Below are 24,679 nucleotides of genomic sequence, written 5' to 3' on the forward strand. Positions count from 1 at the left end.
GCGGCCCGACCGGGCGCGGCGCTCTCACCACGCCCCCGCCGGGTCCGGGGCGTGCAGCGGGTTCGGCACGCGGCCCCACCGCACGTCGAACTCGTCGTCGCGGTCGACCTTGTCGAACCCCTGCCCGGCCAGGTGTTCCCGGTTCAGCGTGACCCGCTCGACGTCCGGCGCGAACAGCAGGCACCGGTCGAACCGCTCGGCCACGTCCGGGTTCTCCGCGCGGTAGCGGCCGACGACCTCGCGCACCAGCTCCCAGAACCGCGCCCGCGGAAAGGCCAGGTCGTCGAGCAGGATCTCGGCCCAGAACCGCAGCTGCCCGGAGAACACCGAGCTGAACAGCGACTGCGCGAGCAGGTGCGCCGGCCAGCGCAGCATCTCGTCGGCGGCCTCCGGCGCGAGCAGCCGGTAGCAGTCGAGGTCCTCGTCGAGCAGGTCGACGCCCTGCGCGAAGTCCTTGATCGCCACGCGCAGCGGCCGCCCGTGCTCGTCGACGATCAGGATCAGGTTCTGGCCGTGCGGGCAGAATCCGACGCCGTAGCGCAGCAGCCACTGCAGCAGCGGGGTGAGCAGCAGGTCGAACACGGTGCCGAGCCAGCGTTCCGCGTCCCAGCCGGAGCGCTCGATCAGCCCCGTGACGACCGACGCGCCGTCCGGGTCGCGGTAGGGCAGTGCGGCGAACGAGATCGCCTGCTCCCCCTCGGCCAGCCGCGACAGCAGCGGTTCGCGCCACAGCGCGCCGAGGGTTTCGTGGAACCGGTACGGCAGCTCGTCGATGGCGCCGAACAGCGGGTGCTCGACCGACACGCTCGCGACCTCGCCGAGCAGCTCGAACCGGTACTTTTCGGTGAGCAGCGGATCCGCCGCGCCGACCCGCTTGAGCCAGCTCGTCACCGCGGGCCCGGCGAGCGTCGCGCCGGACGCGAGCCCGCGGTAGACCAGCGTGTTGCGCACCGAGACCGCGGTCTTGACGTCGTGCCGGTCCGGCCGGGACACGTTCGCCAGCGTCCGAACCGTCTGATGTGGACGGTAAGCGTCCCGCGACTCGCCCAGTTCGATCACGACCCCGGTCGCGAGTTCACCGGCGTAGAGCGTGCCGAGGACCTGGTCCGCCTGCCACGGGTGCACGGGCACCCACACGTACTCCGCCGGATCGGCGATGCGGGTGAACTCGGCGCGCTGGTCGTCGTCCAGCTCCCCGGCGAACAACCGGTCGGCCGAGAGCTCTTCGACGCAGCGGAACCGCGCGTGGTCCCGGTGCACGGCGAACCACCGCAGCCGCACGTCGGCCCCGGCCTCCGGCGCGTACCGGGCGCGGTCGTCCGCGGAGAACCCGACCCGGCCCTTGTTGAGCACCAGCCGCGGATGCCCGGTCAGGTGCCCGTCGGCGAGGTTGTAGTCCATCGTGGACAGTTCCGCGGCGCTGGGCGCGCGGCGCAGGCGGGCGGCCTCGTTGGTCACCGTGGCCGTCAGCTCGGCCAGCACGTCCGCCAGCCGCAACCCGGACAGGCCCAGCTCCTTGCGGGCGTCCACCACCAGCACCCGCGGATCGGTCGCCGGTTCGCCGTCCCGCAACGCCGACCCGGGCTCCACCGTCCACGACTCGAACGCGCCGCGCCGGGCCCGGAACTCGTAGGTCACCTCGGGCAGCTTCAGCCGCCACAGCCTGCGCTCCTCGTCGTCCGCGGGCTCGGGGCGGAACAGGCCCTCGTAGGACAGTTCGCCGAGCATCTTGTGCACGACCAGCGTGCCGGCCGCGCGCCACGCCTGGGCAGTTTCCACGCTCACTCCTCCAACCCGAACCGCGTGAACGCCGTGCGAGACGGCAACCGGTAGACGGTGCGGCCGCAGACCGCGTTGACGATCGAGGCGGCGCGCCACGCCGCCAGCCCGAGGTCCGGCGCACCGACCCCGTGCGTGTGTCGTTCCGCGTTCTGCACGAAGATCGCGCCGCCGATCTCCGGCGCGAGCCGCAGCCGGTAGTCGCGCTCGACGACCGGGCGGCCGCTGCCGTCCCGCGCGACCGCGTCCGCCAGCGGCCCGAGCACCCCGTCCAGCGGCCGCTCCCGGTAACCGGTGGCGGCGACGACCGCGTCGGTCACCCAAGTCGCGGTGCTGCCTTCCTGCCGGTGCCGCAGGCCCAGCGCGATCCGCTCGCCGTCGCGCCGCGCGGACACCACCTCGACGCCCAGCGTCAGCGTGACGCCCGGCCAGCCGCCGCCGACCGAGCGGCGGTACAGCTCGTCGTGGATGTCGGCGATGGTGTCGGCGTCGATCCCCTTGTACAGCTGCCACTGCGCGGGCAGCAGCCGGTCGCGCTCGGCCTCCGGCAGCCGGTGGAAGAAGCGCGTGTAGTCGGGCGTGAACTGCTCCAGCCCGAGCTTGGAGTACTCCATCGGCGCGAACGACACCGTCCGCGTCACCCACCGCAGCCCGTCCGGTTGCTTGCGGTGCCGCAGGAGGTCCAGGAACACCTCCGCGCCGGACTGGCCCGAGCCGACGACCGTCACCGCGGGCAGCGCCAGCAGCCGTTCCCGCTCGGACAGGTACTCCGCGGAGTGAATCACCGGCACGTCCGGATCGCCGGCGAGCGCGCGCAACGGTTCCGGGACGCGGGGTTCGGTGCCGATGCCGAGCACGACGTTGCGCGCGCTGATCTCCCCGGCGGACGAGCGCAGCCGGAACAGCCCGTCGCGCCACTCGATCCCGGTGATGTCGGTGCCGAACCGGCAGCTGTCCAGCCGCTGCGACACCCAGCGGCAGTAGTCGTCGTACTCCGCGCGCGGGATGTGGAAGCGTTCGGCGAAGTAGAACGGGAACAGCCGGTCCTTGGCGCGCAGGTAGTTCAGGAAGGACAGCGCGCTGGTCGGATCGGCCAGCGACACCAGGTCGGCCAGGAACGGCACCTGCAGGGTCACGCCGTCGAGCAGCAGGCCGGGGTGCCAGCGGAACTCCGGGCAGCGGTCGTACACCGCGACGGTCAGGCCCTCGACCGGCTCGGCGAGCGCGGCCAGCGACAGGTTGAACGGGCCGATCCCGACCCCGGCCAGATCGACCGGAGTCACCGCAGGACCACCTCGGCGGGCTGCGCCGCGGCGGCCGCGACCACCGACTCCAGCAGCGGCCGGTAGTCCTCGGCGCTCGCGTGCGGGTGCAGCAGGGTCAGCTTGAGCCACACGCCGTCGGACATCGTTGCCCTGCCGACGATCGCGGCGCCTGCCTCCAGCAATGTGCGGCGCACCCGGGCGACCAGTTCGTCGTCGGCGTCCACCGGTTTGAACAGCACCGTGGACAACGTCGGCGCACCCCACAGCCGCAGGCCCGGGTGCCGCTCGATCATGGCCGCGACTTCGGCCGCGGTGGCGCAGCAGTGCTCGACGAGCGCGCCCATGCCGTCGATGCCGAGCGCCCGCAGGGTGACGGCCATCCGGAATGCGTCGGGGCGGCGGGACGTGCGGATCGAACGGCCGAGCAAGTCCGGCAGCCCGGCCTCGGTGTCGTCGTCCGCGTTGAGGTACTCGGCGCGCACCGACAACGCCGACAGGTCCGCGGCGTTGCGCACCGCGAGCAGGCCCGCGGAAATGGGCTGCCAGCCGAACTTGTGGGCGTCCAGCGCGACGGAGTCCGCTTCGCCGAGGCCGTCGAGCAGGGGCTTCAGCTTCGCGCTGCACAGGGCGAGTCCGCCGTAGGAGGCGTCGACGTGCAGGCGCGCGCCGTGCCGACGACACACTGCCGCCAGCTCGCGCAGCGGGTCGATCTCGCCGGTGTCGGTGGTGCCCGCGGTGGCGACCACGACCGCGGGCGAGCCGAGTTCGCGCAGGGTCTCCTCCAGCGCGGCCGGGCGCATGCGTTCGCCGTCGCAGTCCACCAGGACCGGCGCGGGCAGGCCGAGCAGCCACGCCGCGCGGGCGACGCTGTGGTGCGCGTTGCGCCCGCACACCGGGCGGACGGCCGGCTCCGGCTCGCGCGCGAGCAGCAGCCCGAGCAGGTTCGACTCGGTGCCGCCGGTGGTGACGACGGCGTCCGGCGCGGGGGCGTCCGGGTAGCAGAGCCGCGCGATCAGGGTGACCAGCTCGCGTTCGATCTCGCTCGCGACCGGGGCCTGGTCCCACGAGTCCATCGACGGGTTGAGCGCGCTCGCCACGACGTCGGCGGCCACCGCGACGGCGAGCGGCGGACAGTGCAGGTGCGCCGCGCACGCCGGGTCGGCGGGGTCGACCGAGCCCGCGGCCAGCAGCCGGGACATCTCGGAAAGCGCTTGCGCGGCTCCGACACCGGTGGCCCCGGCCAGCGGTTCCGCGCCGGTCAGGGCCGCCACCCCGGCCGCGACGGCAGCCGGCCCGCCCGCCGGGCCCGGTCCGCCGCGTTCCGCCGCTCCCGCGCCCATCGCGTCGAGGACCAGCGGGATCAGCTCGGCCAGCCGCCGGTGTCCCGCGCGGCCACCGGCCAGCCCGGCGCTCTCCGGTATCGATTCGCCCACTCACCGCTCCTTAGGTATGCCTACGCTAAGCCACGATACGGACACCGTGCGCCGCAGGCACACCCCCGGCGGGCACGTTCCTCCCAAAGTGCCCGCCCGGGGAGCGTTAGTCATGCCGCCAAAGGGGTCACGGCGGCGTGTGCCGGGTCACCGGGGCGCGAGCGCCTCCACCTGCCGCACCGGGTCGTCGCCGGTGGGCAGCAGGGCGATCACCGGCGTGGTCAGCCCGTTGTCCACATAGGACTGCACCTTCTCCCGGCACTCCTCGGGGCTGCCGTGCACGACCAGGTCGTCGACCACCTCGTCCGGAATCAGCTCGTTCGCCCGCTTCCGGTCGCCCGCGCGCCACGCCTCGTGCATCGGCGCGAGCGCCTCGCCGCGGCCGAGCCAGTCGTGGAACGCCGCGTACACCGGCACGGTGAGGTAGCTGCTGATCAGCATCCGGCCCAGGCCGCGCGCGGCTTCGCGGTCGGTGGTCGGGCAGACGAAGATCCGCGCCGCCAGCTCGGTGTCCGGCCCGATCTCGGCGCGCACCTGACGGACGTCGGCAGGGGAGAGCCAGTTCGTGATCGCGCCGTCGGCCTCCTTCGCGGCCAGCTTGAGCATGCCGGGCCGCAGCGCGGCGAGCATGATCGGCGGCGCCGGCTCCGGCGCGCGCTCGAGCCGGAACTTGCTCACCGAGAACGTTTCGTACTCCGCCGTCACCTTCTCCCCCGCCAGCGCGGCACGCAGGAACCGCAGCGTGTCCCTGGTGCGGGCGAACGGTTTGGCGAACTCGGCGGCGTTCCAGCCCTGCACGATCACCGGCGAGGACGCGCCGATGCCGAGCACGAACCGGCCGGGCGCGGCCTCCGCCAGAGTCGCCGCGGACATCGCCAGCAGACCGGGCCCCCGGGTGTAGACCGGCACGATCGCGGTGCCCAGCCGCAGCTCCGGCGCCCACTGCGAAGCCAGCAGCAGCGGCGAGAACGCGTCCGTCCCCGCGGTTTCGGCCGACCACGCGTCGGTGTAACCGAGCGCGGGCAGCCGCTCGATCAGCTCACGGTGCGCGGTCAGCGGCACCCCGGTCAGCGGAATCGTGATTCCCCAGCGCTTCATCGCGCAGCAGCCTCCAGCTCTCGTTTGATCCAGTCCACCTGGACCTTCATCAGGTTCTCCGCGACCTCTTCGGCCTGCGGCGTCATGTGGGTCGCGCCGACCAGCGGCAGGAACACGTGCGGGCGGCCCGCGGCCAGCAGCGCCGAGGACAGGCGCAGCGCGTGCGCGACGAACACGTTGTCGTCGGCGAGGCCGTGCACGATCAGCAACGCGCGCCGCAGCTCCGGCGCACTGGCGATCAGCGAGTTGCGCTCGTAGGACTCCGGTTCCTCGTCCGGCACGCCGAGGTAGCGCTCGGTGTAGTGGGTGTCGTAGAGGGACCAGTCGGTGACCGGCGCGCCCGCGACCGCCGCGTGGAAGACGTCCGGGCGGCGCAGCACGGCCAGCGCGGACAGGTACCCGCCGTAGGACCAGCCGCGGATCGCGACCCGGGACAGGTCGAGCTCCGGGTGGTCGGCGGCGACCGCGTGCAGGGCGTCCACCTGGTCGGTGAGCGTCACCTCGGCCAGCTCGCGCACGATCTCCTTCTCCCACGCCGGCCCCCGGCCCGGGGTGCCGCGGCCGTCCGCGACGAGGACCGCGAAGCCCTGGTCGGCCAGCCACTGCGAGGTGAGGAAGGCGTTGCGGCTCTGCAGGACGCGTTGCGCGTGCGGGCCGCCGTAGGGGTCGAGCAGGACGGGCAGCTTGCCGTCCCCGGGCCGGTACCCGGTGGGCAGCAGCAGCGCGGCACGCAGGCCACGCTCGCCGACGGTGAGCCATTCCGGGTCGGGTTCCAGGCCCGGGTCGACCGGGTAGGAGCGGACCTCGGCGAGCGGGCGGCCGTTGCGCAGCACGGTCACTTCGGGGCCGCTGCGGCGCAGGCTCCACGACGACAGCACGGTGATCTCCGCGGTGCCCGCGCCGACGTGCACGCCGTCGGCGTCGGACAGCCGGGTCACGCCGTCCGGGCCGGTGCGGTAGACGTGGATCTGCGTCGGGTCGCTTTCGCTCGCGCTGAACAGGACCTCGGCGCCGACGTGCAGCACCGAGCGGACCTGCAGTCCCGGCTCCGTGACCGGTTCGCCGTCGACCACCAGCCGGTAGCTGCCGTCCGCGGCGCTGACGTGCACGAGCCGCCCGTCGGTGGTCCAGGCGGGCACGCCGGGCACGATCTCGACCCAGTGCGGATCGGTCTCGGTGTGCAGCAGCTTGGTGGAGCCGTCGGCGGGATCGACCGCGTAGAACGCGAGTTCGCGCTGGTCGCGGGGCTGCACGGCGAGCAGCGGCGGGCCGCCCGCCGACCAGTGCACCGCGACCAGGTACTCCCAGTCGCCGCGCTCGACGTCCACCCGGGTGCCGTCGAGACCGAAGAAGGCCAGCGAGACGTCGACGTTCGTGGTGCCCGCCGCCGGGTACGCGACGGTGTTCGCGCCGGCCTCGGGGTGGGCCGGGTCGGAGATGGTCCAGCGGGGCACGTCCGCGCGGTCGGTGCGCTCGACGAGCAGGGTCTGCCCGTCGGGCGACCACCAGTAGCCGCGGGCGCGGCCCAGTTCCTCGGCGGCGATGAACTCGGCCAGGCCCCACGCGATGTCCTCGCCGTCCTCGCCGGCCAGCACAGCGTCTTCGCGCGTGGCGAGGTCGATGACGCGCAGCTTGCGATCCCGGACGTAGGCGATGTGGGTGCCGGTGGGGTTCGGGCGGGGGTCGACGACGGAGGTGTCGACCAGTTCGGTCACCTCGCGGCTGCCCAGGTCGACGGTGTAGAGCTTGCCGGACAGGGAAAAGGCGGCCAGGCGGAACTCGTCGTCCACGGCGTAGCCGACCACGCCGCCCGCGCTCTCCCGCATGCGCTCGCGGCGGGCCCGCTCCTCCGGCGGCAGCTCCTCCTCCCCGGGCAGCAGCTCGGCGGCGTCCACGACCTTGGTCTCCCCGCCCCGCGTGAGGTCGAGTTCCCAGAGGCTGTTGCGCCGGTCGGTGCCGGACTCCGAACGCAGGAACAGCAGGCGCGACCCGTCGGGCGCGACGCGGAACTCGCGCGGGGTGCCGAGGGTGAAGCGCTGGGTGCGGGCCTGCTGGCGGAGGAAGGAGAGCTCGTCGGTCACGCCTCGCACTCTGTCAAACGACGCCCGGTCTTGGCGAGCGACAGTTGACTCGCTCTGTCAGTATTCGCTAACGTCAGTTAATACTGACAGAAAGGATCGATCATGGGACAGCAGGTCGCGTTCTTCGAAGTGATCAGCGCGAACGCCGAACGGGCGCGGAAGTTCTACGCGGAGCTGTTCGACTGGCAGGTCGACGCCGACCCGGCGATGGGCGGCTACGCGCTCGTCGAGACGGGCGGGGGCATCGGCGGCGGGATCGGGCCCTCGACGGGCCCCGGCGACACCGGCGTCAAGATCTACATGCGGGTCGACGACCTCGACGCGTACCTGGACCGGGCGGAGCGGTTGGGCGGGAAGCGGCTGGTGCCGCCCACCGACCTCCCCGGCGACTTCGGGCGGTTCGCCATCTTCGCCGACCCGGACGGCAACCAGGTCGGACTCTGGGCGTAGGAGCGGGCATGACGGACGACGAGCGGACGGACGAGGCGCTGCGGGCGCTCGCGGAGCCCAGGCGGCGCGCGATCCTCCGGCTGGTCGCCCACGACGAGCTGGCCGCCGGCGAGATCGCGGAGTCCTTCGACGTGAGCCGCACGGCGGTCAGCCAGCACCTCACCGTCCTGAAGAACGCGGGACTGCTCGACGAGCGGCGCGACGGTACCCGCCGGCTCTACCGCGCCCGCCCGGACGGCCTCGCCGGGCTGCGGCAGTTCCTCGACGACATGTGGGCCTCATCCCTCGACACGGCCCGGCGGCTGGTCGAAGCTGAGCGGGGGATCGGCGAAGACGACACGGCGAGAGGTTCGGCATGACCGACATCCTGAGCCGGCCGCCGGTGCGGCAGGCGACCCTCGTGCGCAGCGACGCCGCGCACACCTTCGACACGTTCGTCCGCACGATCGGCGTCTGGTGGCCGGTCGAGCCGTTCTCCCGCGGCGGGGACCGGGTGCGGGACGTGACTTTCGAGCGCCGCACGGGCGGCCGCGTCTACGAGACGTGGGACGACGGCACCGAGCACGACTGGGGCGAGGTGCTCGCGTGGGACCCGCCGGAGCGGTTCACCATGACCTGGCTGGTCACCCCGGCGCCCACCGAGGTCGAGCTGACCTTCCGGGCGCTTGGCCCCGCGCTCACCCGGGTCGCGGTGGAGCACCGCGGCTGGGAGGCGCTCAGCGACGAGCAGGTGCGGGCGTCCTGCGCACTCGACGGCGGTTACGCCGGCGGCGCGTTCACCGAGGGCTGGGCGCGGATCCTGGGCCGGCTCACCGAGGCGGCGGAGCGTGCGGCATGAAGTACCTGGTGTTCTACGAACCGGCGGACAACGTCCTGGAGCGCGGCGCCCCGCACATGGACGCCCACTCGGCGCGGATCCGCGAGTTCCACGCCCGCGGCGACCTGCTGCTCGTCGGCACCCTGGAGAACCCGCAGGTGAACGGGTCGCTGAGCGTGTTCCGCACCCGCGAGGCCGCGGAGGAGTTCGTGGCGGGCGACCCGTTCGTGCGCAACGGCGTGGTGAAGAACTGGTACGTCCGGGAGTGGAACGAGGTACTGGCGCCCTGAGCGGTGCAACGAACCTCCGGAAACACGCCCAAGTGCGCAACGATCAGCCCGTCGAAGCAACGATCGGCGGATGATTCCGGGCGTGAAGTGCCCTTAGCCTGAAGGCATGACGACCTCCGCGGCCGAGTTCATCGCGCTCGACGAGCGCTGGAGCACGCACAACTACCACCCGCTGCCCGTGGTGATCGCCGAAGCCGACGGCGCCTGGGTCACCGACGTCGAGGGCCGCCGGTACCTCGACTTCCTGTCCGCCTACTCGGCGCTGAACTTCGGGCACCGGCACCCCGCCCTGATCGCGGCGGCGCAGGAGCAGCTCGGGCGGGTCACGCTGACCTCGCGCGCGTTCCACCACGACCAGCTGGGCGCGTTCTGCCGCGAGCTGGCCGAGCTGACCGGCACCGAGATGGTGCTGCCGATGAACTCCGGCGCGGAGGCGGTCGAGTCCACGCTCAAGATCGCCCGCAAGTGGGCCTACGAGGTCAAGGGCGTGCCGGACGGGCGGGCCGAGATCGTGGTCGCCGGGTCGAACTTCCACGGCCGCACGACGACGATCATCTCGTTCTCCACCGACGAGACCGCGCGCGCCGGGTTCGGCCCCTACACCCCGGGGTTCACGGTGGTGAAGTACGGCGACGCGGCGGCACTGCGCGACGCGATCACCGAGCGCACCGCGGCGGTTCTGCTGGAGCCGATCCAGGGCGAGGCCGGGGTGCTGGTGCCGCCGGAGGGGTACCTGGCGGAGGCGCGCCGGCTGTGCGACGAGACCGGGACGCTGCTGATCGCCGACGAGATCCAGTCCGGGCTGGCCCGCACCGGCACGCTGCTCGCGCTGGAGCCGAGCGGGGTGCGCGCCGACCTCTACACGCTGGGCAAGGCGCTGGGCGGCGGGATCCTGCCGCTGTCCGCGGTGGTCGGCCGCCGGGACGTGCTGGGGGTCCTCAAGCCGGGCGAGCACGGCTCGACCTTCGGCGGCAACCCGCTGGCGTGCGCGGTCGGCCGGGCGGTGATCAAGCTGCTGTCCACGGGCGAGTTCCAGCAGCGGTCGGTGGAGCTGGGCGCGCGCATGCACGCGCGGCTCGGGGAACTGGTCGGGCACGGACTGGCCGAGGTCCGCGGCCGCGGCCTGTGGGCGGGCATCGACATCACGCCGGGCGGGCTGTCCGGCCGCGAGGCGTGCGAGGCCCTGGCAGCGAAGGGGCTGCTGGCGAAGGAAACACACGGCGCGACGCTGCGGCTGGCGCCACCGCTGGTGATCTCGGAGGCCGATCTGGACCGGGGGCTGGACATCCTGGAGGAGGTTCTGGCCGGCTGACCGCTGCCGTGGGACCCGCCGCAGCGCAGGTGGCACTCACGGGCGCGAACTCGCGGGCCGGAGCGGGGCCTCGCCGAGCGGGGGGCCTCGCCGGGCGGAAGTGGGGCCTCGGCCGGGCGGGAGCGCAGACTCGCCCCCGGGGGCGAACTCTGGCTCTCGCCGGGCGGGAGCCGGGCCTCGCCGGGCGGGAGCGGAACCCGCCGCCTGGGCGCTGACGTGGCCCTCATCACCGCGAGCGCACAACTCGCGAGCGCAGCGGGGCCACGCAGGGCGCGAGTTGGGGCCCGCCACCGCGGGCGCGGAACCCGCCACCGCGAACGTGCAACTCCCGGGCGGGAGCCGGGGCCTCGCCGGGCGCGAGCACGCAACCCGCCGCCCCGGGCACAAAACGTGGCCCCCGCCACCGCGAGCGCGCAACTCCCGAGCGAAGCGGAGCCTCGCCGGGCGCGAAGGTGCCCCTCGCCGCGCGAGCGCGCAACTCGCGGCCGGGCGAGGGCGCCTCGCCGCGCGGCACCGCGGCACTCGCGCGGCGCGGCTGAAACCGTCCACCCCTCCCGTACGTTGTGCAGTCAACGGAGGGAGCAGGGGATGGAACGGGCACTGGTGCCGGGTGAGCTGAGCGATCCCGAGGAGCTGCACGCGCGGGGCCGGGAGCTGGGGGAACGCACGCCGCCGACGGCGCACGACCACGCGGCCGCCGGGGAGCACCGGCCGTCGGTCGCCGAGTTCGTCGAGCACAGCAACGCCGGCCGCCTCGGCGACCTCGTCCCGCTGCGGATCGGGCGCATGATCGCCTCCCCGTTCGCGTTCTTCCGCGGCGCGGCCGGGCTGATGGCCGCGGACCTGGCCGGCACCCCGCACAGTGGACTGTCCGCCCAGATCTGCGGTGACGCGCACGCCGCGAACTTCGGCCTGTACGGCACGCCGGACGGCCAGATCGTCATGGACATCAACGACTTCGACGAGACCATCCGCGGGCCGTGGGAGTGGGACCTCAAGCGCCTCGCCGCGAGCCTGGTGCTCGCCGGGCGCGAGGGCGGGGTGTCCGAAGAGGACTGCCGGGACGCGGCCGAGGACGCGGTGAAGTCCTACCGGCGCGTGGTGCGCCAGCTCGGCGAGGCGTCGTTCCTGCGCTCGTGGAACGCGCTCGCCGACGCGGACGCGCTGTCCAAGGTGAAGGCCCACGACCTCGCCGACGAGTTCAGCGAAGCCGCCGAGAAAGCGCGCCGCAACACCAGCGCCCGCGTCGCGGCCAAGTGGACCGAGCGCATCGACGACCACACCACCGGCCTGAGCCACCACCGCTTCGTCGAGGACCCGCCGGTGCTGCGGCACGTCGACGAGCCGACCGCGGACGCCGTCGCCGACGGGCTGGTGTCCTATGTGCACACCCTGCGCGAGTCGCGGCGCAACCTGATCGCCCGCTACCGCATCGCCGACGTCGCCTTCCGCGTCGTCGGCACCGGCAGCGTCGGGTTGCGCAGCTACGTCGTGCTGCTGCACGGCAACACCGACGAGGACCTGGTGCTGCAGGTCAAGGAGGCCCGCCCGTCCGCGCTCACGCCGTACCTGCCGGAGCACCGCGCCGAGCACGAGGGCCAGCGCATCGTGCACGGCGCCCGCCTGGTGCAGGCCGAGACGGACATCCTCCTCGGCTGGACCACCATCGAGGGCAGGCCGTTCATCGTGCGCCAGTTCCGCAACATGAAGGGCGCGATCGAGCCCACCGAGCTGGGCGGCAAGGACCTCGACGACTACGGCCGCCTGGCCGGCGCGCTGCTCGCCCGCGCGCACATCCGCTCGGTCCACCCGCGGCTGCTGGCGGGATACTTCGACGGTGACGACCAGCTCGACGAGGCCATCGGCCGCTACGCGGTGCGCTACGCCGACCAGACCGAGTCCGACCACGCCGAGCTGGTCACGGCGGTCAAGAACGGCCGCTTCCCGGCGATTACGGACTGACGCGTGAGGTGGGCCGTCGTCGCCGTGTGCGCGGCGGCCGCACTGGCGATCGGCGTCCCGTTCGCCGGGGACACCACCGCCACCGGCCTCGACGCGACGGTCACGGCGTGGATCGACGGCGCCTTCGGCGGGCAGCCCGCGCTGCTGGACCTGTTCGTGCTGCCCACCGAACCGGTCGTGCTGCTGCCGCTGCTCGCGATCGTGGTGCTCGCCTCCGCGCTCGGCCGCCGCTGGGACGGCGTGGCGCTGGCGGTGCTGGGCGTCGCGGTGCCGGTCGCGCTCAACACGTGGGTGCTCAAGCCGCTGTTCGACCGGATGAAGTACGACTACCTCGCCTACCCGAGCGGGCACACGGTCAGCATGGTCGCCACGCTCACCGTGCTGGTGCTGCTCGCCCGGCCCGGGATCGCCCGGGCCGTCACGGTCGGCGTGAGCGCGGTGGTCCTCGTGATCGCGGGCATCGGGCTGGTCGGGCTGGGCTACCACTACCCCACCGACGTGGCGGGCGGCGCGTGCTTCGCCGTCGCCGTGGTGCTGGCGCTCAGCTCACCGACGCGGCGTCTCGCGCCAGCGCGGTCAGCCGGCTCACCGCCCGCAGGTACTTCTTCCGGTAGCCCCCCTGCAGCATCTCCTCGGTGAACAGCTCGCCGAGCGATCCGCCGGAGACGACCACCGGGATGGCCCGGTCGTAGAGCCGGTCGGCGAACGCGACCAGCCGCAGCGCCACGTTCTGGTCCGGCGCCGGCCGCACACCCCGGATGTGCACGACGGAGACGCCGTCGACGAGACGTCCGTAGCGGGACGGGTGCAGCTTCGCCAGGTGCTCGCACAACGCGTCGAAGTCGTCGAGCGTGGCGCCCTCGCGGCTCTCCGCCGACGCGAGCAGGGTCTCCTCGTCCACCGGCGGCGGGGCGTCCGGCAGGCCGCGGTGCCGGTAGTCCGGCCCGTCCACCCGCACCACCGAGAACCGCGACGACAGCGACTGGATCTCGCGCAGGAAGTCCTCGGCCGCGAACCGGCCCTCGCCGAGCTTGTCCGGCAGCGTGTTCGACGTCGCCGCGACGTACACGCCGGCGTCGGTCAGCTCCCGCAGCAGGCGGGTGACCAGCATCGTGTCGCCGGGGTCGTCCAGCTCGAACTCGTCGATGGCGAGCAGCCGGTGCTCGGACAGCCGCCGCACCGCCTCGCCGAAGCCGAGCGCGCCGACCAGGTGGGTCAGCTCGACGAACGTGCCGTAGGCCTTCGGCGACGGCGCGTCGTGCCAGGTCGAGGCGAGCAGGTGGGTCTTGCCGACACCGAACCCGCCGTCCAGGTAGAGGCCCTGCTTCCCGGGCGCGGGCGCCGAGCCGCCGCCGAACAGCGACCGCAGCTTGGACTTCTTCGGCGCCGCCTTCTCGATGCGCGCCGCGAACGCCGAGCACGACTCCACCGCCTGCGCCTGGCTCGGCTCGTCGGGGTTCGGCACGTAGGTGGCGAACCGCACGGCGTCGAAGCGCGGCGGCGGCACCAGGGCGGCGATCAGCTCGTCCGCTCCCAGCTCGGGCTGCCGGTCGGTGAGGTGCGCGGGCATCTTGCGAGGGTATCGGGACCCGGCCGCGCAGCCCTGGCGGTGGCCGCGTGATGTGATGGAGATCGTGCGCAGCCTGTGGCCCGAACCCCTCGACGACGTGACCGACGACGACCTGGACCGGATCTACGGCTACCCGGCGGACCTGGACCGGCCGTTCGTGCAGGCCAACTTCACCTCCTCCGCCGACGGCGCCTCGACGCTGGAAGGCCGGTCCGAGGGCCTGTCCGGGCCCGCGGACAAGCGGATCTTCTTCCACGGCCGCCTGCTCGCCGACGTCGTGCTGGCCGGCGCCGGAACCGTCCGCGCGGAGAACTACCGCGGCGCGCGTACCACTCCAGAACGTCGCGAGCGCCGGGCCCGGCTCGGGCTCGCCGAGGTGCCGCCCATCGCCGTGGTCACCGGCAGCGCCCGGCTCGACCCGGCCGCGCCGCTGTTCACCGACACGAAGGTGCCGCCGATCGTCATCACCACCGAGCACGCCCCCGCGGACCGGCGGAAGGCGCTCGCCGACGCGGGCGCGGACCTCCTGATCGCGGGCGTGGAGACCATCGACCTGCGCAGCGCGCTCGACCAGCTCGCCGACCGCGGGCTGCTCCGGGTCAACTGCGAGGGCGGGCCGCACCTGTTCGGCGAGCTCGTCGCCGAGGACCTGGTCGACCAGCTGTGCCTGACCGTCGCGCCGCTGCTGGCCGGCGGCGGCGCGGACCGCATCGCGATCGGCCGGATGGCGAGCGAGGCCCGGGACATGGATCTGGCATCGATCCTGGTCGAAGACGGTTTCACGATGCTGCGGTACCGCCGTCGCGCATAAAGTGGGCGCATGCTGCCGCTGACCCCGCCGATCCAGCCGATGCTGGCGAAACCGGCGAAGTCGATCCCGGACTCCGACGAGCTGCTGTTCGAGCCGAAGTGGGACGGCTTCCGCTGCCTCGTCTTCCGCGACGGCGACGAGCTGACGCTGCAGTCGCGCGCCGGGAAGCCGCTGAACCGGTACTTCCCGGAGGTGCTGGCGCAGCTGCCGCCGCTGCTGCCGGAACGGGTGGTGCTGGACGGCGAGCTGGTCGTCGGCCGCGAGGGACACCTGGACTTCGACGCGCTGACCGAGCGCATCCACCCGGCCGAGTCCCGCATCCGGCTGCTCGCCGAGCAGACGCCCGCCACGTTCGTCGCGTTCGACCTGCTCGCGCTGGGCGACGAAGCGTTCCTCGGCGAGCCGACCAGCGCGCGGCGGGAGCGCCTGGCGAAGCTCGCCGGGCAAGACCTGAACATCACGCCCGCGACCACCGACCCGGCGACCGCGCGGCACTGGTTCGAGCTGTTCGAGGGCGCCGGGCTGGACGGGGTCATCGGCAAGCCGCTGGACGCCGGATACGAGCCGGGCAAGCGGATCATGATCAAGTACAAGCACTCCCGCACCGCGGACTGCGTGGTGGCCGGGCTGCGGTGGCACAAGGACTCCACCCCCGGCGAGGCGGTCGGCTCGCTGCTGCTCGGGCTGTACGACGACAACGGCGTGCTGCACCACCCCGGCGTCGTGGGGTCGTTCCCGGTGAAGCGGCGCAAGGAGCTGGCGGCCGAGTTCGCCGAACTGATCACCGACGGCAGCGGGCACCCTTGGCTGGAAGGCACGACCGAGGGGCAGCGCCTGCCCGGCGGCATCACGCGGTGGCGCTCCACCGAGCAGCCGTGGGTGCCGCTGCGGCCCGAGCGGGTCGCCGAGGTCGCCTACGAGCACACCGAAGGCGGGCAGCCGTCGCGGTTCCGGCACACCGCGCAGTTCATCCGGTGGCGCCCGGACCGTGAGCCGGAGTCGTGCACGTACGCTCAGCTGGAGGAGGTCGCCCGCTACGACCTGGACGCCGTCTTCCACGGCGAGGTCAAGCGGACCCGCTGATGGCAGGCCGGATCGAACGTCACGCGCTGCGGAGCCGGGGACGGCTGGCCGTCCTCGCGGCGGCCCACCTGTGCCGCCGCCACCGCCGCGCGCCCGAGACGCTCGTGCGGGTGATGTGCCAGGCCCGGAACGACGAGGCGGCCGACCGGGCGCGCACCGCGCTGGAGCGCGCGTGGCACCTCAGCCCGCTGCGGCGCGAGAAGATCTGGGAAGCCATGCGGGAGGTCATGGCGGCCGAGGGCGACCGCAACGTCCGGGACGGGCGGGATCTGCCGTGGGTGGTCATCCTGGCCCTCGTGGACGTCCGGCCCGGGCTCGAGGCTCGCTACGACCAGCGTCAGCTCCGCGAAATGCTGCTGAGCGCGGTGCACGAGCCCGACGCCCCGTACGTGGTGGCCGCTGCCCGCCGCGTGCTGGACCGGCTGCCCGCCGAACCCGCCCCGCCGGTGTCCCGGCGGACGTCCGCGGCCCGCCACTACACGCCCGGGGGAACCGGGACCGCGGGCTCGGGCGGCTTCAGCATGGGCGGGTTCAACGTCCACGGCGTCTGAGCGCACCGACCCCGCTCACCACGGGCAAACGGGCCTCGTGCGAACCTCGGGGGCGAACACGCACCAAGGGAAAGAGGAACGTCGTGCCGCGCCGTGGTCTCGTGCTCGCTGTGCTGCTGCCGGCCCTCCTCGCCGGCTGCACGGCGGGGCCGTCGAAACGGCCGCCGGTCGTGGAGAACGACGAGCCGGTGTCCTCCGCGCCGGCCAGCTCCGCCCCGGACGTGCCGCTGCCGCCGCTGACCGAGCCGCGTTCGCCCGCGCTCGACTGGGCTGACTGCGACGCCCAGACCCGCAACCGCCTCGGCGCCGAGGCGCCCGGCTACCTGCGGTTCAGCTGCGGCACCGTGATGTCCACACTGGACGACCCGGCGCTGCCGGGGCGTGTGCAGACGCGCGTGTCCGTGCTCAAGGCGGGCAACGGCGCGATCCCGCTGGTCGTGGTCAACGACGTCGCGGGCGAGCCCGGCACCCTCTACGCCGCGCGACTCGCCTCGACGCTGCCGCCCGCGCTGCTGCAGCGCTTCTCGCTGATCGGGGTGGACCGGCGCGGCACCGGCGAGTCCGACCCGCTGTCGTGCGTGCCCGAGGACACACGCAGCCAGCTGCTCAACCAGGACCCGGCCGACGACGACCTGGAACCGCTGCTGGACGCCGCCCGCAAGGCCGGGCAGCAGTGCGCGATCGACCTCGGCGGCGCGCAACAGGCCTTCGACAGCTGGCGCACCGCCGGCGACCTCGAAGAGATCCGCGGTGAGCTGGGCGTGCCGAAGCTGCACGCGCTCGCCCACGGCGAGGGCTCGCAGGTGCTGATCTCCTACGCCGCCCGGTTCCCGGACCGCGTCGGCCGGTTCGTGATGGACGGCATCCCGGACCCGTCCAGCGACACGGTCACGGTGCTCGGCGACCTGGCCGCCGCGCAGCAGGCCACCCTGGACGCCTACGGCCGCGCCGTCGGCCAGGACGCGGCCGCGACGGTGAACGCCGTGGTGGAGCGGCTGCGCGCGGCGCCGCAGGTGCTGCCGGGCGGCGCGGTGTTCGGCGCGGGCACGGCGCTGCGGGCCGTGGTCACCGGGCTCGCCGACCGCACCCGCTGGAGCGAGCTGGCCCGCGCGCTGGACGCCGGCCGGGCTGGCGACGTCCGCGGGCTCGCCGCGTTCGTCTCGCCGATGCTCAACGGCTCGGACGTCGCGCCGTCCCGCCTCGACGCCACGCTGGCCACCGAGTGCAACGACACCGTCGTGCGGATGCCTGCCGACCAGATCGCCGGGCTGACCACGCAGCTGCGCGGCCGCTACCCCGTCTTCGGCGGGCTGGTGACGCAGCGGCTCGCGTGGTGCCTGCCGTGGCCGGCGCGCACCGAGTCGCTGCCGACGCTGGGCACGTCCGGGCTGCCGCCGGTCCTGGTCACCAGCACCCTGACGGACCCGGTCACGCCGGAAACCGGCACGGTGCGGGCGGCGCAGCAGATCCCGAGCGCGGTGCGCGTCGCGTGGCAGGGCGCCGGGCACGGGGCGCTCGGCTCGCCGTGCGCGGCCGAGGCGGTGCGGGCGTTCCTGGTCGACGGGAAGGTCCCCGCCGACGGCACGCTCTGCCCCGCTTAGGGGACGCTGCCCGGGCCCCGTTTAGGCTTGTCCTCCATCCGCCGGACCACTGAGTACTGGGAGTGACTGTGCCGTCTTCCGCGGTCGAGACGCCGGCTGTGGCGCCGGCGCCCCGGGACAGCGCGCGACGACCGATTCCCTGGATCGCCGTCTGGCCGGTCCTCGTGCTGGGCGCGGGCGCCGGCTTCTGGTACGTCAGAGAGGTCCTGGCCCAGCTCCCCGCGCTGCTGCACCTGCTGGACCTGGGCGTGTACCGGATCGCGGGCGAGCGCGTCCTGGACGGCGTGTCGGTCTACGACACGCCGCTGCTCGGCAACATCCGCGGGCAGTGGGAGTTCGTCTACACCCCGTTCGCCGCGCTGCTGTTCGTGCCGCTGGCGCCACTGAAGGGTGAACTCTTCACGTGGGTGGGCGCGCTCGGTGACTACGCGATGCTGGCCGTCGGCGTGTGGGCGGCGCTGTCGCTGCTGCGGTTCCGGCGCGACGCGCGGCTCGTGTTGTTCAGCCTGCCGGTGGCGGCGCTGCTCATGTGGTGCGAGCCGGTGCGGGAGACGATGGCGTTCGGGCAGATCAACATCCTGCTGATGACGCTGGTGCTGCTCGACCTGGCGCTGCCGGACTCGTCGAAGGTCAAGGGCGCGCTGATCGGCATCGCCGCCGGGATCAAGCTGACGCCCGCGTTCTTCGTGCTGTACCTGCTGGTGACGCGGCGGTACCGGGCGGCGATCGTCGCGATGGGCACGTTCGTGGTCACCGTGGCCGTCGGGTTCGCGTTCCTGTGGCACGACTCGGTGACGTTCTGGTCCGGCGCGTTCATGGACCCGACGCGGGTCGGCGTGCCGGAGAACCCGTCGAACGAGTCGCTGCGCGGGTTCTTCGCGCGGGCGACCGGGGTGACCGGCGGGATGCAGATCGTGTGGCTGCTCGCCGCGGCCGCGACCGCCGTGGTGTGCCTGCTGCTGGCGCGACGGCTGGCCGCGCGAGGCGAGGAACTGGTGGCGGCGACGCTGTGCGGCCTGGCGACGACGGCCGTGTCGCCGTACAGCTGGGTGCACCACTGGGTGTGGCTGGCGATGCTGCTGATCTGCCTGGGCAACCTGGCGTTCCGCGGATCGGTGCTGGGGTGGATCGGGCTGGCCGGCGCCGCGCTCATCACGTCCGGCGGGGTGCTGCCGCTGATCGGCTTCGAGGCGGACACGGTGCTGGCGTTCAAGCCGGCGGGGCTGGAGTGGCTGTTCCAGAACGCCTACATCTGGCTGACGTTCGCGGTGTTCCTGGCGGTCGCGCTGTACTACCGGACGCCGAAGACCCCGGCGGCGCTGCCCGCGGAGCCGGACGCTTCACGTACTGCCGGCTGAGCTGCACGCCCACCGGCACCGGCTGCGCCCGCCGGACGCAGGGGCGGCTCACCGTGCGGCCACCCCGGCCGCACCGCGCCCGGAAACGGCCGCGAAGCCGCCCAACGCCGGCCGGGCTGCCCGCCGAACCCCACGACGAGCCCGGCGGCCGAGATCGGCCCCGTCGGCAGACGCAGCGCCCTACCGTCCAGCCGCGTCGCGCCGGAAACGGTCGCGAGCCGCCTAACCCGGCTGAGCTGCACGCCCATCCCACGATGAGCCGGACGCCCGGCTCCTACCAGCCAGCCACCCCAGCGGCACTGCGCGCGGAAACCGCCTCCGCCAGCAGCCGGTAGGACTCCAGCATCTCCGCGCGGTCGTACGTGCTCGTGGTCACCAGGACCTCGTCCGCGCCCGTGCGTTCCACCAGCCCCTCCAGCGCCGCGGCGGCTTCCGCCGGGGTGCCGGCGATCTGCCCCTCCCGGGCGTCGTCGAAGTAGCGGCGCTCCCGGTCGGTCATCGGGCCCGCCAGGATCTCCGCCGCCGGGCGCAGGGGCGGGAACACGCCGTGCGTGCGCGACCACGCCGCCGACCACGCCTCCGGCACCAGCAACCGCTCCGCGGCCTCCCTCGTCCCGGCCACCGCGATCGTCGCCGAGACGATCACGTACGGCGCCGGGCAGCGGACCGACGGGACGAACGACTCGCGGTAGCGGCCGATCGCCTCGATCATGCGCCCCTCACCGCGCACGGCGCCGATCACCAGCGGCAGCCCCAGCTCGGCGGCCAGGTCCGCGCCCGCCCCGGTGGCCAGCAGGAACGCCGGGATCGGCTGCCCCTCCGCCGGGAACGCGTGCACACCGGGGAACTCGTCCTGCGTGCCGTCGAGGTAGCCGAGCAGCAGCCGCACCTGCTCGCCGAACCGGTCCGCGTCGTCCTTGTCGTGGCCGAGCGCGCGCCGCACGCCACCGGTGAACCCGACCGACCGGCCCAGCCCCATGTCGATCCGGCCCGGGTGCAGCGCCTCCAGCACCCCGAACTGCTCGGCCACGACGAGCGGCTGGTGGTTGGGCAGCATCACCCCGCCGGTGCCGACGCGGATGGCCGAGGTGGCGTCGGCGACCGCGGCGGCCAGCACGGTGGGCGCCGACCCGGCCACGCCCGGCACGCTGTGGTGCTCGGACACCCAGAACCGGTGGTAGCCCAGCGCCTCGGCCTGCCGCGCGAACGCGACGGTCTCCCGCAGCGCCTGGGCGTGGGTGCCGCCTTCGCGGGTGCGGGACCGGTCGAGCACGGACAGCTTCACACCTTGGTCAACACGCCGGCGCCGGCGCCTGTTCCGGCTCCAGAAGCGTCGCGGCGACCGCCCGGATCGTGCTGAGCGCGGGCACCGCCAGCAGCGCCCCGATCACCCCGGCCTGCTGCACGCCGACCGCGATCGCCAGGATGACCGCGACCGGGTGCAGCCGCACCGCCTTGCTGGTGATCATCGGCTCCAGCACGTTGCCCTCCAGCTGCTGCACGGCGATCACGATCAGGACGACCAGCAGCGCGGTGAACGGCCCCTCGGCGACCAGCGCGACGAGCGCGGCGAGCAGGCCGGTGACGAACGCGCCGATCATCGGCACGAACCCGCCGAGGAACACCAGCGTCGCCAGCGGCACCACCAGCGGCACCCCGGTGACCCACAGCCCGATGCCGATCCCGACGGCGTCCACCGCCGACACGATGATCAGCGCGTACATGAACGCCGTGAGGTCGTGGAAGGCCCGCTTGCCCGCGAGGTCCACCCGGCGGCGGGCGGAACCGCGGAACGGCAGGGTGAGGAACCGCCAGATCCGCTCGCCGTCGTAGAGCACGAAGACCAGGACGAAGATCGCCAGCGCCAGCCCGGTGAGCACCGATCCGACGGTGGAGAACGCGTTCCACGCGCCGCTCGCGAGCGACTGCTGGTTCGCCGCCACCCACTCCCGCGCCTGGGCCGCCACCTGGTCCAGCTGCTCCGGGCGCACCCCGATCGAGGCGAGCCAGCCGCGCAGCTCCTGGTAGCTCCCGGCGAGCTGGGTGCGCAGGTCGGGCAGGCTGTCCACCACGGTTTTGACCACGAACCACAGCACGGCGCCGACCGCGGCCACCCCGCCGACCAGGACCACCGCCGTCGCGAGCGCTCTCGGCACGTGGTGCTGCGCCAGCCAGGTCACCACCGGCGCGAGCAGTGCGGCCAGCAGCAGCGCGAGCGCGACGGGGATCACCACGACGGCGAGCGTGGCCAGCACCCGGACGAGCACCCACAGCGCGGCGGCGACCACCAGCAGTTGCGCGCACACGACGGCGGAGCGGTGGAGCAGCCGGCCCGTGGCCGGGTTCTCGGTCATCCTGCACCGCCATCCTCGCGCGGCCGTCAGCCCTCCGGCCGTGCCCTGCTCGGCTGCACGCGCTTCGGTTCACCTGGCATTTTCGGGTAGTCCGGCGGGTACGGCATCTCGCCGAGCCCGTGGTCCCGCTCGTCGCGGGCGTACCACTCCAGCGCCGTCTCCAGGCCGAACGCCTCGTCGTCGATCGCGGCGTGCGGGTCGCCGTGCCCGGCCAGCCAGTCCGGCACGGTGAGCACGTCGAAGTCGTCCGGGTCGGCCTCGGGCAGCTGCTCCCAGGTCAGCGGCGTCGACACCGTCGCCCGCGGGGTGCCGCGCACCGACCAGGACGAGGCCACGGTCCGGTCCCGCGCCGCCTGGTTGTAGTCGAGGAACACGCGGCCGCCGCGCTCCTCCTTCCACCACGCGATCGTGGCGAGGTCCGGGACGCGCCGCTCCACCTCGCGGCCCAGCGCGATCACCGCGTGCCGCACGTCGACGAAGTCCCACTCCGGCCGGATCCGGACCAGCACGTGCACCCCGCGCCCGCCGGAGGTCTTCGGGTACCCGGTCAGCCCGGCGTCCGCCAACACCTCGCGCACCACCAGCGCGACCCGCACCGCGTCGCCGAACCCGGAGCTGTCCGAGGGGTCCACGTCGATCCGCAGTTCGTCCGGGTGGTCCACGTCGGACCGCCGGACGGGCCACGGGTGGAAGTCGAGCGTGCCGAGGTTGGCCGCCCACGCGAACACCGCCGCCTCGGTGGGGCAGACCTCGTCCGCGGTGCGCCCGGACGGGAACGTGATCCGCGCGGTCTGCACCCATTCGGGCGCTCCCTTGGGGACCCGTTTGGCGTAGAACGGCTCGCCGGAAACCCCGTCGGGGAACCGTTTCAGCGTCGTCGGCCGCTCCCCGACCGCCCGCAGCAACGGCTCCGTGACCGCGAGGTAGTACTCCACGACCTGCCGCTTGGTGATCCCGCGCTCCGGGAAGTACACCTTGTCCGGATTGGACACCCGCACCACCCGGTCGCCGACCTGGTACTCGACCGCCTCGCCACGTCCTGCCACCGGATCACCGTAGCCCCGCCGGGCCGGTTCCGCGCGTGCCTTACCGTGGACGTCGTGCCCCGCCGCCTGAAGATGATCATCGCGCTCGTCCTGCTCGCCGGGGCGGTCGTGGCGGCGTTCACACTCCCCGTGCCGAGCCCCGCGGAACTGCGCAACTGGGCCGCGGGCGCGGGTCCGGTGACCGCGCTGGTGTTCCTGGCCGCCTATTCGGTACTCACCGTCGCGCCCATACCCCGCACCGTGTTCAACCTCGCGGCGGGACTGCTGCTGGGGGACGTGCTCGGCATCGTGGTGGCCGTCACGGCGACCGCGGTGTCCGGCGCGCTCGGTTTCGGACTGGCCCGCCTGGTCGGCCGCGACCTCGTGTCCCGCCACCTGGAACGGAAAGTGGTGCGCGCGGTTGACGAGCGGCTCGCCGACGGTGGCGTCCTCGCGGTGGCGTCGCTGCGGCTGATCCCGCTGGTTCCCTTCGCGCCACTGGGATACTGCTGCGGAATCCTGTCCGTGCGGTTCCGCCCGTACCTGGCCGGGACCGTCCTCGGCAGCCTGCCCGGCACGGTCGCGGTGGTCGTGCTGGGCGACGCGCTCACCGGCGGCACACCGCCCGCGCTGCTCGCCTGCTACGGTGCCTTCGCACTCGCCGGGGCCCTTGGCCTGGCCCGAATCGCCCGCGGGACTGCTTACGCCGGGCGCACCGGGCAGCCCGCTACACTCGACCCGGTGCGCGAGGAGATCGTTCGCGCTGAGCCAACCCAGCACTTGCGGAGAGTTTCCGAGGAGTAGTCCCATCGACACCGGTCAGCTGATCGCAGGGCACTATCGCCTCGTTGAGCACATCGGCAGCGGCGCCATGGGGGTCGTGTGGCGCGCGGTCGACGAGCGCCTCGAGCGTTCCGTGGCGGTCAAGCAGATCCTCGCTCAGCCGGGCATGTCCGAAGCCGAGCGCAACAGCATGCGGCAGCGTGCGATGCGCGAGGCGAAGAACGCGGCGCGCTTCCAGCACCCGAACGCCATCGTGGTGTTCGACATCGCCGAACACGGCGGGGATCCGTGCCTCGTCATGGAGTACCTGCCCTCGCGCAGCCTCTCCGCGGTGATCGCCGAGCAGGGCACCCTGCCGCTGGCCGAGGTCGCGCGCATCGGGCACCAGGTCGCCTCCGCGCTGGTCGTGGCGCACCGGGCCGGCATCGTGCACCGGGACATCAAGCCCGCGAACATCCTGATCGACGACAACGGCACCGCGAAGATCACCGACTTCGGCATCTCGCGCGCGGCGGGCGACCTCACGCTCACCCAGACCGGCCTGATCGGCGGCACCCCGGCCTACCTCGCGCCCGAGCTGGCGCGCGGCTCCGACCCGGCGCCGGCCTCCGACGTCTTCTCCCTCGGCGCGACGCTCTACCACGCGCTGGAGGGCCAGCCGCCCTACGGCAACAGCTCCAACCAGCTGGCCCTGCTCTACACGGCGGCGAACGGGCAGGTCATCCCGCCGCGCCAGTCCGGCAAGGCGACCGCGCTGCTGATGAGCCTGCTGCGGGTCGAGCCGGAGGAGCGGCCGACCATGCTGGAGGCCCGCGACCGGCTGGCCGCGCTGGCCAACGGCGAGAAGGACACCAAGGGCGGCACGCTGGTGTCGCCGCCGCTGTTCAACGGTGGTGGCCGCCAGCCCGCGGCCGTGGCGGCCGACGTGCCGCCGCCCGCGCCGCCCGGCGAGCGCCCGCCACTTCGCCCGCGCCTTGTCGTCCATGGACGCCAGCATCGGGGTCGCGATGAGCCCGGGCGCGATCGCGTTCGACGTCACGCCGTGGCGGGCTCCTT

General features: G+C 73.5%; 23 protein-coding genes. 14 read left to right on the plus strand and 9 right to left on the minus strand.

The window, feature by feature from the left end; all coding sequences use genetic code 11:
- Window positions 1–24: 24 nt before the first annotated feature.
- The 5 genes from ABZ193_RS13090 to ABZ193_RS13110 form a co-directional block, all read right to left on the minus strand.
- Window positions 25–1,785, minus strand: a complete 1,761-nt coding sequence (locus tag ABZ193_RS13090) for an IucA/IucC family protein (protein WP_354709999.1) — start codon at window positions 1,783–1,785, stop codon at window positions 25–27.
- Window positions 1,782–3,062, minus strand: a complete 1,281-nt coding sequence (locus ABZ193_RS13095) for a SidA/IucD/PvdA family monooxygenase (RefSeq protein ID WP_354710001.1) — start codon at window positions 3,060–3,062, stop codon at window positions 1,782–1,784. Before ABZ193_RS13095 ends, ABZ193_RS13090 begins: the two co-directional genes overlap by 4 nt.
- Window positions 3,059–4,477 carry a pyridoxal-dependent decarboxylase gene (locus ABZ193_RS13100; protein WP_354710002.1) on the minus strand — a complete coding sequence of 473 codons (1,419 nt, stop codon included), beginning with the start codon at window positions 4,475–4,477 and terminating at the stop codon, window positions 3,059–3,061. The genes ABZ193_RS13095 and ABZ193_RS13100 overlap by 4 nt, the downstream gene beginning before the upstream one ends.
- A gap of 147 nt (window positions 4,478–4,624) precedes the next feature.
- Window positions 4,625–5,575 (minus strand): LLM class F420-dependent oxidoreductase, encoded by a 951-nt coding sequence (locus ABZ193_RS13105; RefSeq protein WP_020419977.1) that lies wholly within the window; start codon window positions 5,573–5,575, stop codon window positions 4,625–4,627.
- Complete coding sequence (locus ABZ193_RS13110) at window positions 5,572–7,656, minus strand: prolyl oligopeptidase family serine peptidase (RefSeq protein ID WP_354710004.1); 2,085 nt, start codon at window positions 7,654–7,656, stop codon at window positions 5,572–5,574. Before ABZ193_RS13110 ends, ABZ193_RS13105 begins: the two co-directional genes overlap by 4 nt.
- Window positions 7,657–7,758: 102 nt before the next feature.
- Between ABZ193_RS13110 and ABZ193_RS13115 the strand changes: the two genes are divergently transcribed.
- From ABZ193_RS13115 to ABZ193_RS13145, 7 genes are all read left to right on the plus strand, one after another.
- The gene (locus tag ABZ193_RS13115) at window positions 7,759–8,106 is read left to right on the plus strand and encodes a VOC family protein (protein ID WP_354710006.1); all 348 of its coding nucleotides are present in this window, start codon (window positions 7,759–7,761) and stop codon (window positions 8,104–8,106) included.
- A gap of 8 nt (window positions 8,107–8,114) precedes the next feature.
- Window positions 8,115–8,465, plus strand: a complete 351-nt coding sequence (locus ABZ193_RS13120; RefSeq protein ID WP_020419980.1) for a metalloregulator ArsR/SmtB family transcription factor — start codon at window positions 8,115–8,117, stop codon at window positions 8,463–8,465.
- A complete protein-coding gene (locus ABZ193_RS13125) occupies window positions 8,462–8,944 on the plus strand; it encodes an SRPBCC domain-containing protein (protein WP_237336878.1) in 483 nt (160 codons plus the stop codon). The genes ABZ193_RS13120 and ABZ193_RS13125 overlap by 4 nt, the downstream gene beginning before the upstream one ends.
- Window positions 8,941–9,213 carry a YciI family protein gene (locus ABZ193_RS13130; RefSeq protein WP_020419982.1) on the plus strand — a complete coding sequence of 91 codons (273 nt, stop codon included), beginning with the start codon at window positions 8,941–8,943 and terminating at the stop codon, window positions 9,211–9,213. The genes ABZ193_RS13125 and ABZ193_RS13130 overlap by 4 nt, the downstream gene beginning before the upstream one ends.
- Before the next feature lie 106 nt (window positions 9,214–9,319).
- Window positions 9,320–10,525 (plus strand): ornithine--oxo-acid transaminase, encoded by a 1,206-nt coding sequence (rocD, locus tag ABZ193_RS13135; protein WP_354710007.1) that lies wholly within the window; start codon window positions 9,320–9,322, stop codon window positions 10,523–10,525.
- A 588-nt stretch (window positions 10,526–11,113) separates the two neighbouring features.
- Entirely contained in the window at window positions 11,114–12,487 is a 1,374-nt protein-coding gene (locus tag ABZ193_RS13140; RefSeq protein ID WP_237336876.1) for a DUF2252 domain-containing protein, read from the plus strand.
- A 3-nt stretch (window positions 12,488–12,490) separates the two neighbouring features.
- Entirely contained in the window at window positions 12,491–13,126 is a 636-nt protein-coding gene (locus tag ABZ193_RS13145) for a phosphatase PAP2 family protein (RefSeq protein WP_354710008.1), read from the plus strand.
- Here the strand turns inward: ABZ193_RS13145 and zapE are convergent.
- Window positions 13,029–14,057 carry a cell division protein ZapE gene (zapE, locus tag ABZ193_RS13150; RefSeq protein WP_020419987.1) on the minus strand — a complete coding sequence of 343 codons (1,029 nt, stop codon included), beginning with the start codon at window positions 14,055–14,057 and terminating at the stop codon, window positions 13,029–13,031. The two genes, ABZ193_RS13145 and zapE, sit on opposite strands and share 98 nt — an antisense overlap.
- Before the next feature lie 55 nt (window positions 14,058–14,112).
- On the opposite strand from zapE, the gene ABZ193_RS13155 reads away from it, so the two are divergent.
- The 5 genes from ABZ193_RS13155 (at window position 14,113) to ABZ193_RS13175 (ending at window position 19,461) form a co-directional block, all read left to right on the plus strand.
- On the plus strand, window positions 14,113–14,868 hold the full coding sequence (locus ABZ193_RS13155) for a pyrimidine reductase family protein (RefSeq protein ID WP_020419988.1): 756 nt from the start codon (window positions 14,113–14,115) through the stop codon (window positions 14,866–14,868).
- A 9-nt stretch (window positions 14,869–14,877) separates the two neighbouring features.
- A complete protein-coding gene (locus ABZ193_RS13160) occupies window positions 14,878–15,951 on the plus strand; it encodes an ATP-dependent DNA ligase (protein WP_354710009.1) in 1,074 nt (357 codons plus the stop codon).
- Window positions 15,951–16,502 (plus strand): hypothetical protein, encoded by a 552-nt coding sequence (locus tag ABZ193_RS13165; RefSeq protein ID WP_354710011.1) that lies wholly within the window; start codon window positions 15,951–15,953, stop codon window positions 16,500–16,502. Before ABZ193_RS13160 ends, ABZ193_RS13165 begins: the two co-directional genes overlap by 1 nt.
- Window positions 16,503–16,585: 83 nt before the next feature.
- Window positions 16,586–18,103 (plus strand): alpha/beta hydrolase, encoded by a 1,518-nt coding sequence (locus ABZ193_RS13170; RefSeq protein WP_354710012.1) that lies wholly within the window; start codon window positions 16,586–16,588, stop codon window positions 18,101–18,103.
- 68 nt (window positions 18,104–18,171) lie between these two features.
- Complete coding sequence (locus ABZ193_RS13175; RefSeq protein WP_354710013.1) at window positions 18,172–19,461, plus strand: glycosyltransferase 87 family protein; 1,290 nt, start codon at window positions 18,172–18,174, stop codon at window positions 19,459–19,461.
- Window positions 19,462–19,735: 274 nt separating this feature from the next.
- On the opposite strand, the gene ABZ193_RS13180 is transcribed toward ABZ193_RS13175, so the two are convergent.
- The 3 genes from ABZ193_RS13180 to ligD are packed head-to-tail and all read right to left on the minus strand — an operon-like array spanning window position 19,736 to window position 22,861.
- Complete coding sequence (locus tag ABZ193_RS13180; RefSeq protein ID WP_354710014.1) at window positions 19,736–20,746, minus strand: LLM class flavin-dependent oxidoreductase; 1,011 nt, start codon at window positions 20,744–20,746, stop codon at window positions 19,736–19,738.
- 7 nt (window positions 20,747–20,753) lie between these two features.
- Window positions 20,754–21,815 (minus strand): AI-2E family transporter, encoded by a 1,062-nt coding sequence (locus ABZ193_RS13185; RefSeq protein ID WP_354710016.1) that lies wholly within the window; start codon window positions 21,813–21,815, stop codon window positions 20,754–20,756.
- A gap of 26 nt (window positions 21,816–21,841) precedes the next feature.
- Window positions 21,842–22,861 (minus strand): non-homologous end-joining DNA ligase, encoded by a 1,020-nt coding sequence (gene ligD, locus ABZ193_RS13190; RefSeq protein ID WP_354710017.1) that lies wholly within the window; start codon window positions 22,859–22,861, stop codon window positions 21,842–21,844.
- A 54-nt stretch (window positions 22,862–22,915) separates the two neighbouring features.
- Here ligD and ABZ193_RS13195 point away from each other — a divergent pair, with 54 nt between their 5' ends.
- Window positions 22,916–23,644 carry a TVP38/TMEM64 family protein gene (locus ABZ193_RS13195; protein WP_354710018.1) on the plus strand — a complete coding sequence of 243 codons (729 nt, stop codon included), beginning with the start codon at window positions 22,916–22,918 and terminating at the stop codon, window positions 23,642–23,644.
- 67 nt (window positions 23,645–23,711) lie between these two features.
- On the plus strand, window positions 23,712–24,679 hold a 968-nt coding region (locus ABZ193_RS13200), incomplete at its 3' end, for a serine/threonine-protein kinase (protein ID WP_354710019.1).

It is taken from the genome of Amycolatopsis sp. NPDC006125, assembly GCF_040614195.1.
Classification (GTDB): Bacteria; Actinomycetota; Actinomycetes; order Mycobacteriales; family Pseudonocardiaceae; genus Amycolatopsis_E; species Amycolatopsis_E tucumanensis.

Bases quoted from the DNA above. Each gene is read 5' to 3' on its own strand.
- ABZ193_RS13105 (WP_020419977.1), bottom strand. From the start codon at position 5,575: ATGAAGCGCTGGGGAATCACGATTCCGCTGACCGGGGTGCCGCTGACC.
- ABZ193_RS13115 (WP_354710006.1), top strand. From the start codon at position 7,759: ATGGGACAGCAGGTCGCGTTCTTCGAAGTGATCAGCGCGAACGCCGAA.
- ABZ193_RS13120 (WP_020419980.1), top strand. From the start codon at position 8,115: ATGACGGACGACGAGCGGACGGACGAGGCGCTGCGGGCGCTCGCGGAG.
- ABZ193_RS13125 (WP_237336878.1), top strand. From the start codon at position 8,462: ATGACCGACATCCTGAGCCGGCCGCCGGTGCGGCAGGCGACCCTCGTG.
- ABZ193_RS13130 (WP_020419982.1), top strand. From the start codon at position 8,941: ATGAAGTACCTGGTGTTCTACGAACCGGCGGACAACGTCCTGGAGCGC.
- rocD (WP_354710007.1), top strand. From the start codon at position 9,320: ATGACGACCTCCGCGGCCGAGTTCATCGCGCTCGACGAGCGCTGGAGC.
- ABZ193_RS13140 (WP_237336876.1), top strand. From the start codon at position 11,114: ATGGAACGGGCACTGGTGCCGGGTGAGCTGAGCGATCCCGAGGAGCTG.
- zapE (WP_020419987.1), bottom strand. From the start codon at position 14,057: ATGCCCGCGCACCTCACCGACCGGCAGCCCGAGCTGGGAGCGGACGAG.
- ABZ193_RS13155 (WP_020419988.1), top strand. From the start codon at position 14,113: ATGGAGATCGTGCGCAGCCTGTGGCCCGAACCCCTCGACGACGTGACC.
- ABZ193_RS13160 (WP_354710009.1), top strand. From the start codon at position 14,878: ATGCTGCCGCTGACCCCGCCGATCCAGCCGATGCTGGCGAAACCGGCG.
- ABZ193_RS13165 (WP_354710011.1), top strand. From the start codon at position 15,951: ATGGCAGGCCGGATCGAACGTCACGCGCTGCGGAGCCGGGGACGGCTG.
- ABZ193_RS13185 (WP_354710016.1), bottom strand. From the start codon at position 21,815: ATGACCGAGAACCCGGCCACGGGCCGGCTGCTCCACCGCTCCGCCGTC.